Consider the following 13,393-nt stretch of genomic DNA (forward strand, 5'->3'; position numbering starts at 1 on the left):
TTTGTTGTCTTCTCTCTTCAGTTCATGCCGAGGAGATCGAGGAGGCCCATCTGCTGCGGCGCAGGGGGCAGATCAGCCTCCGCCTTTTTCGGCTTTTCCTTGACTGGCTTCTCATTGGCTGGCTTCTGACTGGCCTTGGCCTTCGAAGTCTTCTCCTCTTTGTCAGAGCTTGTCTCGACTTCGGCCGGATCGGCCTTCTTCTTCGAGGGCTTTTTGGTCTTGGCTACCGTTTCCTCGGCGGCCAACGCGCCTACCGTCTCGCCGCCGACGTCTGTCGTGGTCAGCATGGCTGTCAGCGCATGGCGCAGCGCTGCGGGCCTCAGGCTGTAGTGGATGTATTGCCCCTTTTTCTCGCCTTCGATCAGTTCGGCGTTTTCGAGGATCGAGAGGTGCTGGGAAATCGAGGGCTTGGCCATGTCGAAGCGGGCGGCGATTTCGCCGGCGGTCAGGGTTGATTGCGACAGATGGACCAGCATCATTCGGCGGGGATCGGAGGCAAGCGCATGAAAGACGCGGGACGAGATCTTGTCCATTGCCGGATGCAGGTCTGTCTTGCCGCGTTTTGCCATGTCATGCCCCTCAGTCTGCGGTTCTCACACCGCAATTTTCAAATTAGGCAATCTCCTAATTTCCTGAGGGACTGCGGTAAAGTGCCGGAAATGCAGGGCCTGTGGATAGATCGCGATTTTGCGATGGTCAGAAGCCGAGCGGGATGTCGGGCTTGTTCAGCATCAGCCAGAGGATGGCCATGACCGAGAAGAATGCGGGAAAGCCGCAGGCAAACCAGATGCGGAAAAGCCGGTGATAGCGGGGTGGCAGCGGCGTGCCGGTGGCGGCGGCTTCCCGGGCGAGATCCCGAAGCTGGATCTGGATCCAGACGACGGGCAGCCAGAAGAGGCCGACCACGACATAGAGGATCAGCGACAGCAGCACCCAGCCCGAGGTCAGCGGCCAGCCGATCTCGTAAGCCAGCCAGGCGCCGGTGAGTGGCTGCAGGATGGCGGCGGTCGCGGTGAAGATCGTATCGGCAATCACCACCGTTCCGGCGACATGGGCAATATGCGTCGGATTGCCGGTCCGGTGCGCCAGCAGCATGAAGAAGGCGATGCCGGCACCGGTCCCGAACAGCACTGTGGCCCCGATCACGTGGACAAAGCGCAGGATCTCCTCGAGCATTTCAGCGCTCCTCCAGGACTGCCAACGTTGCAAGCGTCAGCAGGATCGAGGGCAGGACCTTGACCAGCGGTCCCAGCGGATCGAGCCAGAGGGTGGGTTCGATCAGCGTTCCGCCGGCGAGATAGGCGATGGACACCGCGATCATGCCGAGCATGGCTCGTTTTGCCCAGGGCTGCACGAGGATCGCGAGGCCGAGTGCAATGTCGAGCAGCGAGGTGAAGATGGTGACGGTGAAAGCCGTGACTTCCGACATGCTGGCGCCGAAGCGCAGCGATGTCGTGACAGGATCGAGAAGCGGCACCAGACCGGAGACGATCCAGAACAGCGAGAGTGTCAGGATCATCAGAGGCTTCAGCAGATAGAGACGGGCGAACCAGAGATCCTGCACGGCAGCCGGTTCTGTCGCCAGCCGCAGTGTCGGGTCGGGCGCGGTCAGGGTCCGCCTGCCTTCGTCGAGTGCCACGCCGATGCCGCTGATCCGGATGGAGGTGGAGCGTAGCGGCGAGCGCCAGCCCAGGCGACCGGCGAGATCGGCGGCGATGGAGAGGGGCCGAGCGAGAGTTGAGGGCAAGCGCATGACGGGTGCATCGGCAAGGCCGAGCCACCGGCGGTAAAAGCGTGCCATCTGCTCGACACTGCGGGTCGGTTCGCCGGCGAGCACCAGATCGGACCCAGGCGCGATACGGCCCTCGACGGCGTCGACAACCGCCTGTGCCACGTCATGCACATGGACGACGTTCATCGGGCTTTCGGCGTCGACCAGCGGCAGGACGCCGGGGACGGAGGCGATGGCGCGCAGGAGGGCGGTGCCGCCATAGGCATTGCGTCCGACCACGACCGTCGGACGCAGGATGATATGCGGGATGCCGGAGGCCGCGAGAGCCCGGTCGGCCTCCAACTTGGTTGCCATGAAGGCTGTTCCGGCGCTCGCCAGATTTTCGGGTGCCGAGATCTGGATGAGCAGCGGAGGCATTGCCCGTGTGGCGACCGCCTGCTGCAGGGCAAGCATGGCGTCCCGCTGCACGGCCACGAGATCGTCGCGCAACCCGTCCTGCAGGGCGCCTGCGCAGTTGATCACGGCTGTCACGCCATCCAGGAGCGGAAGCCAGTCGGCTGCTTGCTGGAGCGTACGGAGATCGCGGGCGATCCAGGTTGCTGCGGAAAATCGGGCGCCGGCCTGCGTGGTGTCGCGGCCAAGGCCGGTGACCGGATGGCCGGCCTGGCTGAGCGTCAGCAGAACCTGCTGGCCGATGAAGCCGGTCGCGCCGAGGATGAGGATGGTCATGCGTTCACTTTCCGCCGTGCCGGTCGAGATCAGATCATGTCCAGCGGCATTTTGCGCGCCGGTGGCGGGAAGGCAGCGTCGAGGCGGGCCCAGTCCTCGTCGGAGATTTCGAGATCCACCGCGTCGCGATTCTCGTGCAGGCGGCGAATGTTCGAGGTTTTCGGGATCGGGATGACGCTGTCACGCTCCAGCAGGAAGGCAAGGGCAACCTGTGCCGGGGTCGCCTGATAGGCCTTGGCGATGTGAATGAGTTCGGGATGGTGCAGAATGCGGCCCTGTTCGATCGGTGAATAGGCCATGATCGGGATGCCGTGCTCCTGGCACCAGGGCAGGAGATCGAATTCGATGCCGCGACGGGAGAGATTGTACAGGACCTGATTGACGGCGCAGTTTTCGCCATCGGCCACGGAGAACAGTTCCTCCATGTCGTCAAGGTCGAAATTCGAGACGCCCCAGGCGCGAATTCGGCCCGCAGCTTTCAGTTCTTCCATTGCCGCGATCGTGTCGTCGAGCGGATGTTCGCCCCGCCAGTGCAGGAGATAGAGGTCGAGATGGTCGGTCCCCAGCCGGTCGAGGCTGGCATGGCAGGCCTTGATCGTGCCATCGTAACTCGCATTCCAGGGCAGGACCTTGGACACGAGAAAGGCGTCTTCGCGCCGATCCTTCAAGGCTTCGCCGACGATACGTTCCGCGCCGCCATCGCCATACATCTCGGCCGTATCGATGACCGTCATGCCGAGATCGAGCGCCAGCCTGACGGCATCGACTTCCGCCTTGGCCTCGGATTTCGTTTCGCCCATCATCCAGGTACCGAAGCCAAGGATCGGGATCTCCGCGCCGCCCGGCAGGGTGACAGTGGGGATGGCGTCATGCATGGTGATCCTCCTTGAGGCGGGATGAGCGAAGGATAGCGAGGCGGTCCCGCGAGGCAAGGACAAAGCGCTGTTGCCTTCGTGTCACCATCACAAGAATACGGCTGGCGCCTGGCGATATGACAGTTAGGCTGACATAAAAATTCGGGAGAAACATTCATGTCGGCCGATACGCTACTTGCGCTTGTCCTCTTTGCCTTCGCCACCTCGATCACGCCGGGGCCGAACAACATGATGCTGTTTGCGTCGGGCGTGAATTTCGGCTTCCGGCGGACGGTGCCGCATATGCTGGGAATCGGTGCCGGGTTCCTTTCCCTCCTGATCGGTGTCGGAATGGGCCTTGGCGCCGTGCTTCATGCCTATCCGCCGGCCTTCATCGCGCTCAAGGTCGCGGGCGGTCTTTATCTGCTTTGGATCGCCTGGAAGATCGGCACGTCTCGGTCGATGGGCGAGGGGGAGGCCAAGGCACGCCCGATGACCTTCCTCGGCGCTGCCGCCTTTCAATGGGTCAATCCGAAGGCCTGGGTGATGGCCGTGACGGCGATGGCTGTCTATCCTAACCCGGAGCACTATGCTCTGACGGTGGCGATCGTCGCGCTGGTGTTTGCCGCCGTGAACGTGCCGAGTGTTTCGACCTGGGCGGGTTTCGGCTCGGCGCTCAGGGAGTGGCTGTCGGTGCCGGTCCGGCTCAAATGGTTCAATATCACCATGGCTGTGCTGCTCTTGCTCAGCCTCTGGCCAATGCTGAAATAGCGCTGAAACAGGAATATCCGATGTCCGGCCATCATCACGACCACGACGATCATCACCATCATCATGGCCATGATCACCACCACGACAACCAGTATTCGGACATGCAGGCGCGGGTGAAGGCGCTCGAAACGCTTTTGACCGAAAAGGGCCTGATCGACCCTGATGCGATCGATGCGATCGTCGAGACCTACGAGACGAAGGTGGGGCCAAGAAACGGTGCGCGGGTCGTGGCCAAGGCCTGGGCCGATCCCGCATTCGCCGACTGGCTGAGACACGATGCAACGGCGGCGATCGCAAGCCTCGGCTATACGGGCCGACAGGGCGAGCATATGCGGGCTGTGTTCAACACGCCCGACACCCACAATCTCGTCGTCTGCACGCTGTGCTCCTGTTACCCTTGGTCGGTGCTCGGCCTGCCGCCGGTCTGGTACAAGGCGCCGGCCTATCGGTCCCGGGCAGTGATTGATCCGCGCGGGGTGTTGGCCGAATTCGGCGTAAGCCTGCCGGAGGAGATGCGGATCCGCGTGTGGGATTCTACGGCGGAGCTGCGCTATCTCGTCGTACCCCTGCGTCCCGCTGGAACGGACGGGCTCGATGAAGAGGCGCTCGCCGATCTCGCGACGCGCGATTCGATGATCGGCACCGGTCTGGCGCTTACTCGGGAGGGTTCGCGATGAACGGGCCGCATGATCTCGGCGGGCAGATGGGCTTCGGTCCGGTCGTACCGGAGACGGACGAGCCCATATTCCATGCCGACTGGGAAAAGCGGGCGCTCGGCATTACGCTTTCCTGCGGCGCTTTTGGCGCCTGGTCGATCGACGAAAGCCGGCATGCGCGTGAGAATATTCCGCCCGCCAATTATCTGGCAGCAAGCTATTACGAGGTCTGGATCCGGGGTGTGGACATGCTGCTTCAGCGGCATGGTTTTGCCACCGCTGAGGAGTTGGCAACGGGTCGGCATCTGGAACAGGGCCGCGCGCCGAAGCGCGTCTTGAAGGCCGAGATGGTCGAAGGGGTGCTGGCCCGTGGCGGGCCTTGTGACCGTCCCGTCGAGACCGAGCCGAAGTTCGGCGTGGGTGATCGTGTGCGAACGAAGAATTTCCATACGACGGGCCATACGCGTCTACCCCGTTATGCGCGGGCGAAGATGGGTGTCGTGGAAGCAGTGCAGGGCGGCTTTGTTTTCCCTGATGATAATGCCCATGGACGGGGTGAAAACCCGCAATGGGTCTATACGGTCGTCTTCACGGGAGACGAGATCTGGGGCGAGGGGGGCGATCCGACGCTGACCGTCTCCATCGATGCCTGGGAGAGCTATCTTGAGCGTGTGTGACACGGTGACCGATCTCGCGGCATCGCCGGGCCTGCCGCGTTCGCCCGAAGGGGCACCGGTTTTTGCCGAGCCGTGGCAGGCACAGGCCTTTGCCATGACCGTGCATCTTAACGCGCGTGGCGTGTTCAGCTGGGCGGAATGGGCGGACAGCCTGTCCGCCGAATTGCATCGCCCGGAGCGGGCCGCAGACGGATCCGACTATTTCGATGCCTGGGTCGCGGCCTTGGCGGGACTTCTGGAGCGCAAGGGGCTGGCCGATCGCGACACCGTTGAGGCCTTGCGCGAAAGCTGGCAGCGGGCGGCGGAGGCGACGCCGCATGGTGCGCCGATCGAGCTCTCCAACGACCCGCTCAGGGTCTGATGTCCACGATTTGTTCTGACATTTCCGGCTTTGGCCTTGCATCGGGCCTACGAATCCGCGCATGACCTAGGCCATGCAATTCGCGCCCCAGCAAGACGAGGCCCTCAAGGCCGTTTCGAAATGGCTGAAGGAGGGAAAATCCCCTGTCTTCCGGCTGTTCGGCTATGCGGGTACGGGCAAGACGACGCTTGCCAAGCATTTTGCCGAGCATGTCGACGGCGACGTGCTGTTTGCCGCCTTCACTGGCAAGGCGGCGCAGGTCTTGCGCTCGCGCGGGGCCTCCAATGCCAAGACCATTCACTCGCTGATCTACCGCCCGCGCGGCGAAGAGGCGGTGGAGGACGAGGAGACGGGCAAGACCTCGATTGCGCCGATGTTCTCGATCAACCGCCAGAGCCCGGTCGCCAAGGCCGCCCTGATCGTCATCGACGAATGCTCGATGGTCGATGAGGCGCTCGGCCGCGACCTGATGAGCTTCGGAACACCGATCCTGGTGCTCGGCGATCCCGGTCAGTTGCCACCGGTCTCCGGCGGCGGCTTTTTCACCGACCAGGAGCCTGACTATCTGCTCACTGAGATCCATCGCCAGGCGCGCGACAACCCGATCATCCAGCTCGCAATGCATATCCGCGAGGGCAAGGAGATCATGTATGGCGATTACGGCGACACCGCGCGGGTGATCTCGAAGAACGAGGTGACGCAGGATCTGGTGCTCGGGGCGGATCAGGTGCTTGTCGGAACCAACAAGACGCGGCGTCGCTACAACATGCGCTTGCGCGAGCTCAAAGGTTTTACCGTCGACTATCCGCAGGCTGGCGACAAGCTGGTGTGCCTCAGGAACGATCAGGTGAAGGGCCTGCTGAACGGCTCGCTCTGGCAGGTGATGACGTCGTCGCGCGAGACGGTGAAGCCGGGCATCAATCTCCTGATCAAGCCCGAAGACGACGACATGGATCGCGGGGCAGCCAAGATCAAGCTGCTCAAGGACGCCTTCGCGGATATCGAGACGGAGATACCCTGGTCGACGCGCAAGCGTTACGACGAGTTCGACTACGGCTATGCGCTCACGGTCCACAAGGCCCAGGGCTCACAGTGGAACGACGTTGTGCTGTTCGACGAGAGCTGGGCGTTCCGGGATACGCGCGAGCGCTGGCTCTATACGGCCGTTACTCGCGCGGCGGAGACGCTCACCATCGTCCGGTGAGCGCTCCTGACAAAGCTCACTTCGCCTTCAGCGCGGTCAGCGTGGCCATCAGTTCCATCGTGTCCTTGCCGGAGGCCGTCGCAATCTCGGACAGGGGCTTTGAAGGATCAACCGTTGTGAAGCCCGCTTCCTTGAGCGCGGTCACGATGTCCGCATTCGATTTGCCGAGCAGCGGCGCCACCTCTGCCGGGGTCGCTGCCGCCACGATATTGACCATGGCAAAGGCGGGATTGCTGCTCGCGCTGCTCGTGTCTCCTGTAATGGCCGGCCAGGCGAAGACAAGGCCGGCGATCAGACAGATGGCAAGGGACAGGGCCATCGGCAGGCGCTTGAAATAGGCGAGGAACGGGCGCCAGTTCTTCCAGACATGCAGGACGAAAGGAAGGAACAGCACCATGCTCAGCCATTCATGCATTTCTCGGAAGGCTGTTGTGCCAACATGGAAGAAGAGCGCGATGCCCGAGATAAGGGAGATGAGAAAAAGCCCCGTCGTGAAAGGCGTGGCATAGCGGGATAACAAAGACGGCATCGGAAAGCCTCGATCGTTGAACACGATCGCCTCCTATCGCCTCGGCCTGGGACTGTCCCGTTAAACTCCGTCCACTATTGATGATCGGCAATCTGGCGGGATCGCGGGCTTTTCAGTTGGCAACGATCCCGAGCAAGACCGCCTTCGCCACAGCCTGGAACCGGTTCTGTGCGTCCAGCTTGCCGACGATGTTGCGCTCGATCGCCGCGACCTCGTCGGTCTTCAGTTCCAGGGTCCTCGCAATGCGGATGGGTGTGTAGCCCTCTGCCATCAGTTGAAGGCAGCGGGATTCGATGTCGGTGAGGGCCGGGCCTCGGGGTGCGGGCATGATACGGCTGTCGGCGGCCTCTTCATGGTCGAGCAGCGCATTCAACTGCTGAAGCTGTCGATGGACGGTAGACAGGTTCGCAGCGAGCTCCCGTCGGCGCGCCAGCAGCGCTTCTTCCAGGATGAGATTGGCTTCGATCTTCGAGGTCGCCGTCGAGAGTGTGTCGAACAGATCCTGAATGACGGAGATCGGCATGCCCACCTCGCGGCAGACATTGATCAATGCCATGCGGGCGATTTCGTTGCGCCCATAGACGCGCATCAGGCCCATTCGCTGGGCGTTGATCAGCCCCTTTTCTTCGTAGAAATGCAGAGTCCTGTGCGTCACCCCGAAAAACTCGGCCATTTCAGCAATCGCAACGGGTTCCCTTGGGGGGTCCTTCAGCAGCACCAAATCGGGAAAGATAATCTCCTCGGTGCTCTTTGCGGATGTGCTCGTGACTGGATGCAGATGGTGTGTTCCGTTCGACATGTCCCCCTCCATGTTCAGTATCAACGCGTCTGCCGAAGCCGATGGTCTGTCGCTGCTTCCTCCTGCCTGCCGATTCGTTGCTGTTCGATTCTTCGCCTGTGTGAAAGCGTATAGTATATTCGAAATACATAAAATAAATTTTCGACGCGGAGTGTCACCCAAGGTGAGGGGGCCAAGAGGGAGCTCAGTCCCGCATGCAGGACTGAGCGATCAGCCTTGGTATCTCTGTGATGATTTCGCTGCCTTGGCTTAGGCCCGCCCATTGCTGCTGGCAGCGACGAGCGCTGATATAGGCAGCGTCGGTGCGTTCCAGCGTGTAGCGATAGGTCGCATCGAGGCACTTCATCTGTCCAGTCGACAGGGCATTCTCATGGCAGAAGCGGTAGACCGAGCCGGGGATCGTCAGGTTGGCGCCGGCAAACTGGTTGGCGATGGCGCCCAGTTCGAGGATGTCGCCGGATGTCGGCCATCGGTTGGCAGAGGGCGTGATGTCGCGGCCGGAGCGCAGGTGACGCAATCGTAGCCGAAGACCGGTTTGGCTGTCGCTTTCCACCAGCATCTCAAAATGCAGCGGATGTGGCGCGCCGCCTTCGTAGATCGGCCGTTCTTCGGGGCTGGCGATGGCGACGGCCCAGAGACGGCTGCGCCAGAGGCGTATGGCGTTGACGAAGATCCGTGCGGCTTCGTCATGGTTTCCCGGATTTCGAAGAAACAGGCGGGGCAGGGAATTCAGATCGTGGTGGAAGCCGCTCTCTGCGGCATTGGCCGTCCCTGAGTCCGGGAACTCGATGTCGCTCTCGTCACCCTGGAAGGGCACCGGCGTCGTGCGCTCGTAGACTGGCACGTAAGCGCCGATCGGCATGCGGATCCGCAGGGTTTCGCCGCAGCCTTCGCCTGCATAAAACTGATTGAGGAGTTTGCGCAGCTTGCCAGCCTGGACACGAACGAGCGGATCCGTACCGGGGTCAAAGCCTTCGCCACGACTGAAGACGTCGATACCGATCGTATAGCCCTTCAGCTGATGGGCGAGACCCAGTTGCTCCATCTCGACGATGAACTTGAGGAAAGCCCTCAGCCGTTCCGAGCGGGCGAAGGTCCGACTGGACAGCACCCGCTGCAGGGCTTCCATGACCTGCCTGCCCTCGATCCTGACTTCCGTCGACATACCAACTCCAAACCGTTCGGGCGTGTGCACCTGGCGCGGGTTCATCCGTGCCGAATTGTGCGATCCGTCACAATCGGTAATCTGACTAATTGATGGGGCGGTGGGGTCAATACCCCAAAGTCTAGGGGGCCCGCGACATTGCCATCCATCAATTTCGCGTATCGGATCATTTGCGATTCTCGTTGGCCATCGCACCCGCTATGCCGTATGGATGCGGCCGTGTTCTCATCCCTGCCGGATCCTGCCGCCATGCCTGCAAAGCTTTCCGTCAATCTCAATGCCATCGCCATGCTGCGTAACCGCCGGGACCTTCCATGGCCCGATGTCGCGGATCTCGGCCGGATTGCGCTGCGGGCCGGAGCGAGCGGGCTCACGGTACATCCGCGGCCCGACCAACGTCATATCCGGTTCAGCGACCTGCCCGTGCTGCGGGCACTGATCGATGATGAGTTTCCGACTGCGGAGTTCAACATCGAAGGTTATCCGACCGAGGACTTTCTAGCGCTCTGCGAGGCGATCGAACCGGAACAGGTGACGCTCGTGCCCGATGATCCAGCCCAGGCGACGTCGGATCACGGTTGGGATGTTGAAAAACATCAGGAATTCCTGAAGCAGGTGGTCGGACGGCTGAAAGCCGGAGGCATGCGGGTCTCGCTCTTCGTCGATGGCGACGGGCGGCCTGAAGCAATGGCGATGGCCAGGACGACCGGTGCCGACCGCGTCGAACTCTATACCGGTCCCTATGGCGGTTGTTATGATCGTCCCGACGAGGCGGCGCGGCAGGTCGAGCTTCTCGGCTTGACCGCCGATGCGGCGAAAGCGGAAGGGCTTGCCGTCAATGCCGGCCACGACCTGACCGTCGCCAACCTGCCGCTGCTGGTCAAGCGCATCCCGCATCTCGCAGAAGTCTCGATCGGCCATGGTCTCACGGCCGATGCTCTCGAATTTGGAATGACCGAGACCGTACGGCGTTTCTGCCGCGCCTGCGGTCAGAAGGTCTGACGCGTCAGGCGGCGCGTATCTCCGCCGCCTGCTGCAGCGCGAAATCCACGGCTGCATCGGCATGGATCGTCGTGGAATCAAAGCCCGGTAGTGGGAGGCTTGCCGGGTCGAGGATCAGGCAGATCTCGGTGCAGCCGAGGATGACGCTATCGGCGCCGTCGGCTCTGGCTTGCTCGATGATCGCCATCAACCGCTCACGAGAGCAATCCTTTACCTGCCCGGCACAGAGTTCGTCGAAGATGATGGCATGGGTGGCCGTGCGTCCATCCGCATTCGGAACCATCACGTCGATGCCGTGCCTGCGCATGCGCTCGGCGTAGAAGCCGTGCTCCATGGTGTAGCGTGTTGCGAGCAGCAGAGGACGGCGGGCGCCGCTTGCGGCGATCGTCTTTGCGGTTTCATCGATGATGTTGATGAGCGGCAGGCCCAGCCGGTCTGAGACTTCGTCCGCCACCAGATGCATGGTGTTGGTGCAGATCAGCACGCAGTCGGCGCCGGCACGTTCGAGCCCTTCTGCCACTCGGGCAAGTCGCTCGGCCGCCTGATCCCATCGACCGGCCTTCTGGAGGTCGACGATCTCCTGGAAATTGACCGAGTGCAGGATGATTTCAGCGGAGGCCAATCCACCGAGCCGAGCCCGCACGGCCTCGTTGATCTGGCGGTAATAGACCGCCGAACTCTCAAAACTCATTCCGCCAATCAGGCCAATCGTTCGCATTTGTCGTCTCCCGGTTTGCATGTTCCAAGAATGACGGAGATACCGCGCCGGTGATTTGCGTTTTGTCCGCGGGAGCGCCTCCTTGATGCGTCCTGAACTCGGCTATATGGTTGTTTGGCGCCGAATTTTTGCGTCAGTGACTGTAATTGTGGGAGGCATGGGCGTGATTGATGATAGGGACCGGAAAATTCTCGACATTCTGCAGCGTGATGCATCGATTGCGGTTTCGGATATTGCCGAGAGGGTCTCGCTTTCGGTTTCGGCCTGTTCTCGCCGGATCCAGAAGCTTGAGGACAGCGGTTACATCGCGCGGCGCATCGCAGTGCTCGACCGTGACAAGACCGGCGTGCCGACCACGGTTTATGCGCTGGTCAAGACTGCACACCATGCGGACGAGTGGATCGAGGCCTTCCGGCGGGCTATCAGCGATATTCCCGAGATCGTCGAGGCCCACAGGCTGACCGGTCACTATGACTATATTCTCAAGATCGTCCTGCCGCGGGTCGAGCATTACGACGTCGTCTATCGACGTCTCGTCAAACGTGTCGAGCTCTTCGATGTCTCGGCCTCGATCTCGATGGAGACCCTGAAGCATGGCTTTGCCGTGCCCGTCGACTATGCCGAATAGTGGTTGTCACTCATGGCAACAAAAAAAGGCCCCGGGGCCGAAGCCCCGAGGCCCACCACGCACCCTTGGATAATCAGGAGGCGTTGGAGACCGAGCGGGTCACGAGTGTGACCGACTTGTCGGCATTGACCTTGTAGACTTCGCGGACATCACGGCCGTCGCCATTGGCGAAGGTGTGCAGGAAGGTCGAGCCGGCAGGTGCCTTTTCGAGCTGGACGTTTGCGTTGTCATAGGTGAGCGAGCCCGGGATCGGCTGGATGGCGGCGAAGGCAGAAGTGCCGGCAGCGAGGGCGATGAGGGCGGCAGAGATGATGGTCTTCATGATCGTGTTCCTTGTGTGCGTTGGGTGTGGCGGCGGCTCAGTGGGGTGGGGGAGAGGGGACCGAGCCTGCCGCCGAAGGGTTTTGCGTCTTGGGAGGCGCGAGTTGGGATGCTTCGATTAGGAAGCGTTGGAGACCGAGCGGGTCACGAGTGTGACCGACTTGTCGGCATTGACCTTGTAGACTTCGCGGACATCACGGCCGTCGCCATTGGCGAAGGTGTGCAGGAAGGTCGAGCCGGCAGGTGCCTTTTCGAGCTGGACGTTTGCGTTGTCATAGGTGAGCGAGCCCGGGATCGGCTGGATGGCGGCGAAGGCAGACGTGCCGGCAGCGAGTGCGATGAGGGCGGCAGAGATGATGGTCTTCATGATCGTGTTCCTTGTGTGCGTTGGGTGTGGCGGCGGCTTAGTGGGGTGGGGGAGAGGGGACCGAGCCTGCCGCCGAAGGGTTTTGCGTCTTGGGAGGCGCGAGTTGGGATGCTTCGATTAGGAAGCGTTGGAGACCGAGCGGGTCACGAGTGTGACCGACTTGTCGGCATTGACCTTGTAGACTTCGCGGACATCACGGCCGTCGCCATTGGCGAAGGTGTGCAGGAAGGTCGAGCCGGCAGGTGCCTTTTCGAGCTGGACGTTTGCGTTGTCATAGGTGAGCGAGCCCGGGATCGGCTGGATGGCGGCGAAGGCAGAAGTGCCGGCAGCGAGGGCGATGAGGGCGGCAGAGATGATGGTCTTCATGATCGTGTTTCCTTATTCTGGATTGAGTGATACGCTTTGTATTCAGCTCATGATTGTGTTGTTGGTCGTGGTTTGTCTGTGTTTTGTCTATGGTCTGCTGTCTGGGGGTCTGCTGTCTGTGGTCAGTCTTTCAGGACGGGGGGAGGGCCGTCCTGTGCCCCGCGTCAGTCGTTTGCGACTGTGCGGGAGACAAGCGCGACGGACCGGTCTGCATTCACCTTGTAGATCTCATGGACTTCGTGTCCGTTGAGATAGAAGGTGTGGAAGAAGTTCGAACCGGCCGGTGCCTGTTCGAGCCTTGGCTGCGCACCGCCATAGGTGATGGAGCCCGGGACTGGCTCCAGCGCGAAAGCGGCCGAAGCGCCTGCGAGGGATGTGAGGAGTGCTGCTGCGATGAACTTCATTGTCGTGTACCTTTTTTGAACCGTGCAAATCGAACTGCTCGGTTCGATGAGATGTATTTGGCGCATTCTGATTTGGAATGCAATAGCCCTTTGCGCGCAATCGAACTGAC

The 13,393-nt window shown here is 61.6% G+C and carries 19 protein-coding genes; 7 read left to right on the forward strand and 12 right to left on the reverse strand.

Annotated features, from left to right (window positions below):
- Nucleotides 1-17 precede the first annotated feature (17 nt).
- The 4 genes from J2045_RS11870 to J2045_RS11885 all read right to left on the reverse strand — a co-directional run bounded on the left by J2045_RS11870 (nt 18) and on the right by J2045_RS11885 (nt 3,336).
- Entirely contained in the window at nt 18-569 is a 552-nt protein-coding gene (locus tag J2045_RS11870; protein ID WP_307372979.1) for a metalloregulator ArsR/SmtB family transcription factor, read from the reverse strand.
- A 127-nt stretch (nt 570-696) separates the two neighbouring features.
- Nucleotides 697-1,176 carry a DUF2269 family protein gene (locus tag J2045_RS11875; RefSeq protein WP_307372980.1) on the reverse strand — a complete coding sequence of 160 codons (480 nt, stop codon included), beginning with the start codon at nt 1,174-1,176 and terminating at the stop codon, nt 697-699.
- A 1-nt stretch (nt 1,177) separates the two neighbouring features.
- Entirely contained in the window at nt 1,178-2,461 is a 1,284-nt protein-coding gene (locus J2045_RS11880) for an SDR family oxidoreductase (protein ID WP_307372981.1), read from the reverse strand.
- A 29-nt stretch (nt 2,462-2,490) separates the two neighbouring features.
- Nucleotides 2,491-3,336 (reverse strand): aldo/keto reductase, encoded by an 846-nt coding sequence (locus tag J2045_RS11885; RefSeq protein WP_307372982.1) that lies wholly within the window; start codon nt 3,334-3,336, stop codon nt 2,491-2,493.
- A gap of 156 nt (nt 3,337-3,492) precedes the next feature.
- Between J2045_RS11885 and J2045_RS11890 the strand changes: the two genes are divergently transcribed.
- From J2045_RS11890 to J2045_RS11910, 5 genes are all read left to right on the forward strand, one after another.
- Complete coding sequence (locus tag J2045_RS11890; protein ID WP_307372983.1) at nt 3,493-4,086, forward strand: LysE family translocator; 594 nt, start codon at nt 3,493-3,495, stop codon at nt 4,084-4,086.
- 20 nt (nt 4,087-4,106) lie between these two features.
- Nucleotides 4,107-4,763 (forward strand): nitrile hydratase subunit alpha, encoded by a 657-nt coding sequence (gene nthA / locus J2045_RS11895; RefSeq protein WP_307372984.1) that lies wholly within the window; start codon nt 4,107-4,109, stop codon nt 4,761-4,763.
- Nucleotides 4,760-5,419, forward strand: a complete 660-nt coding sequence (gene nthB / locus J2045_RS11900; RefSeq protein WP_307372985.1) for a nitrile hydratase subunit beta — start codon at nt 4,760-4,762, stop codon at nt 5,417-5,419. The genes nthA and nthB overlap by 4 nt, the downstream gene beginning before the upstream one ends.
- On the forward strand, nt 5,406-5,780 hold the full coding sequence (locus J2045_RS11905; RefSeq protein ID WP_307372986.1) for a nitrile hydratase accessory protein: 375 nt from the start codon (nt 5,406-5,408) through the stop codon (nt 5,778-5,780). The genes nthB and J2045_RS11905 overlap by 14 nt, the downstream gene beginning before the upstream one ends.
- A 73-nt stretch (nt 5,781-5,853) precedes the next feature.
- Nucleotides 5,854-6,984 carry an ATP-dependent DNA helicase gene (locus tag J2045_RS11910; RefSeq protein WP_307372988.1) on the forward strand — a complete coding sequence of 377 codons (1,131 nt, stop codon included), beginning with the start codon at nt 5,854-5,856 and terminating at the stop codon, nt 6,982-6,984.
- A gap of 16 nt (nt 6,985-7,000) precedes the next feature.
- On the opposite strand, the gene J2045_RS11915 is transcribed toward J2045_RS11910, so the two are convergent.
- From J2045_RS11915 to J2045_RS11925, 3 genes are all read right to left on the reverse strand, one after another.
- Entirely contained in the window at nt 7,001-7,537 is a 537-nt protein-coding gene (locus tag J2045_RS11915) for a DUF4405 domain-containing protein (protein ID WP_307372990.1), read from the reverse strand.
- An 88-nt stretch (nt 7,538-7,625) separates the two neighbouring features.
- Nucleotides 7,626-8,312, reverse strand: coding sequence for a MerR family transcriptional regulator (locus J2045_RS11920; RefSeq protein ID WP_307372991.1), 687 nt, complete (start codon nt 8,310-8,312; stop codon nt 7,626-7,628).
- Between the two features lie 184 nt (nt 8,313-8,496).
- A complete protein-coding gene (locus tag J2045_RS11925; RefSeq protein ID WP_307372992.1) occupies nt 8,497-9,477 on the reverse strand; it encodes a hypothetical protein in 981 nt (326 codons plus the stop codon).
- Nucleotides 9,478-9,726: 249 nt separating this feature from the next.
- On the opposite strand from J2045_RS11925, the gene J2045_RS11930 reads away from it, so the two are divergent.
- Nucleotides 9,727-10,479, forward strand: a complete 753-nt coding sequence (locus J2045_RS11930) for a pyridoxine 5'-phosphate synthase (RefSeq protein ID WP_307373322.1) — start codon at nt 9,727-9,729, stop codon at nt 10,477-10,479.
- A gap of 4 nt (nt 10,480-10,483) precedes the next feature.
- On the opposite strand, the gene J2045_RS11935 is transcribed toward J2045_RS11930, so the two are convergent.
- A complete protein-coding gene (locus J2045_RS11935; RefSeq protein WP_307372994.1) occupies nt 10,484-11,197 on the reverse strand; it encodes an aspartate/glutamate racemase family protein in 714 nt (237 codons plus the stop codon).
- A 163-nt stretch (nt 11,198-11,360) separates the two neighbouring features.
- Here J2045_RS11935 and J2045_RS11940 point away from each other — a divergent pair, with 163 nt between their 5' ends.
- The gene (locus tag J2045_RS11940; protein ID WP_307372995.1) at nt 11,361-11,825 is read left to right on the forward strand and encodes an Lrp/AsnC family transcriptional regulator; all 465 of its coding nucleotides are present in this window, start codon (nt 11,361-11,363) and stop codon (nt 11,823-11,825) included.
- A gap of 73 nt (nt 11,826-11,898) precedes the next feature.
- Here J2045_RS11940 and J2045_RS11945 read toward each other — a convergent pair whose 3' ends face one another.
- From J2045_RS11945 to J2045_RS11960, 4 genes are all read right to left on the reverse strand, one after another.
- A complete protein-coding gene (locus J2045_RS11945) occupies nt 11,899-12,147 on the reverse strand; it encodes a hypothetical protein (protein WP_166600994.1) in 249 nt (82 codons plus the stop codon).
- A gap of 117 nt (nt 12,148-12,264) precedes the next feature.
- Nucleotides 12,265-12,513, reverse strand: a complete 249-nt coding sequence (locus J2045_RS11950; RefSeq protein WP_166600994.1) for a hypothetical protein — start codon at nt 12,511-12,513, stop codon at nt 12,265-12,267.
- A 117-nt stretch (nt 12,514-12,630) separates the two neighbouring features.
- Nucleotides 12,631-12,879: a hypothetical protein gene (locus J2045_RS11955; protein ID WP_166600994.1), complete on the reverse strand. Its 249-nt coding sequence runs from the start codon at nt 12,877-12,879 to the stop codon at nt 12,631-12,633.
- 164 nt (nt 12,880-13,043) lie between these two features.
- Nucleotides 13,044-13,283, reverse strand: a complete 240-nt coding sequence (locus tag J2045_RS11960; RefSeq protein WP_166599615.1) for a hypothetical protein — start codon at nt 13,281-13,283, stop codon at nt 13,044-13,046.
- Between the last annotated feature and the right edge of the window lie 110 nt (nt 13,284-13,393).

It is taken from the genome of Peteryoungia aggregata LMG 23059 (assembly GCF_030814435.1).
Classification (GTDB): Bacteria; Pseudomonadota; Alphaproteobacteria; order Rhizobiales; family Rhizobiaceae; genus Allorhizobium; species Allorhizobium aggregatum.

Coding starts and splice junctions, on each gene's coding strand:
- J2045_RS11870 (WP_307372979.1), bottom strand. CDS start 569: ATGGCAAAACGCGGCAAGACAGACCTGCATCCGGCAATGGACAAGATC.
- J2045_RS11875 (WP_307372980.1), bottom strand. CDS start 1,176: ATGCTCGAGGAGATCCTGCGCTTTGTCCACGTGATCGGGGCCACAGTG.
- J2045_RS11880 (WP_307372981.1), bottom strand. CDS start 2,461: ATGACCATCCTCATCCTCGGCGCGACCGGCTTCATCGGCCAGCAGGTT.
- J2045_RS11885 (WP_307372982.1), bottom strand. CDS start 3,336: ATGCATGACGCCATCCCCACTGTCACCCTGCCGGGCGGCGCGGAGATC.
- J2045_RS11890 (WP_307372983.1), top strand. CDS start 3,493: ATGTCGGCCGATACGCTACTTGCGCTTGTCCTCTTTGCCTTCGCCACC.
- nthA (WP_307372984.1), top strand. CDS start 4,107: ATGTCCGGCCATCATCACGACCACGACGATCATCACCATCATCATGGC.
- nthB (WP_307372985.1), top strand. CDS start 4,760: ATGAACGGGCCGCATGATCTCGGCGGGCAGATGGGCTTCGGTCCGGTC.
- J2045_RS11910 (WP_307372988.1), top strand. CDS start 5,854: ATGCAATTCGCGCCCCAGCAAGACGAGGCCCTCAAGGCCGTTTCGAAA.
- J2045_RS11920 (WP_307372991.1), bottom strand. CDS start 8,312: ATGTCGAACGGAACACACCATCTGCATCCAGTCACGAGCACATCCGCA.
- J2045_RS11925 (WP_307372992.1), bottom strand. CDS start 9,477: ATGTCGACGGAAGTCAGGATCGAGGGCAGGCAGGTCATGGAAGCCCTG.
- J2045_RS11930 (WP_307373322.1), top strand. CDS start 9,727: ATGCCTGCAAAGCTTTCCGTCAATCTCAATGCCATCGCCATGCTGCGT.
- J2045_RS11935 (WP_307372994.1), bottom strand. CDS start 11,197: ATGCGAACGATTGGCCTGATTGGCGGAATGAGTTTTGAGAGTTCGGCG.
- J2045_RS11945 (WP_166600994.1), bottom strand. CDS start 12,147: ATGAAGACCATCATCTCTGCCGCCCTCATCGCCCTCGCTGCCGGCACT.
- J2045_RS11950 (WP_166600994.1), bottom strand. CDS start 12,513: ATGAAGACCATCATCTCTGCCGCCCTCATCGCACTCGCTGCCGGCACG.
- J2045_RS11955 (WP_166600994.1), bottom strand. CDS start 12,879: ATGAAGACCATCATCTCTGCCGCCCTCATCGCCCTCGCTGCCGGCACT.
- J2045_RS11960 (WP_166599615.1), bottom strand. CDS start 13,283: ATGAAGTTCATCGCAGCAGCACTCCTCACATCCCTCGCAGGCGCTTCG.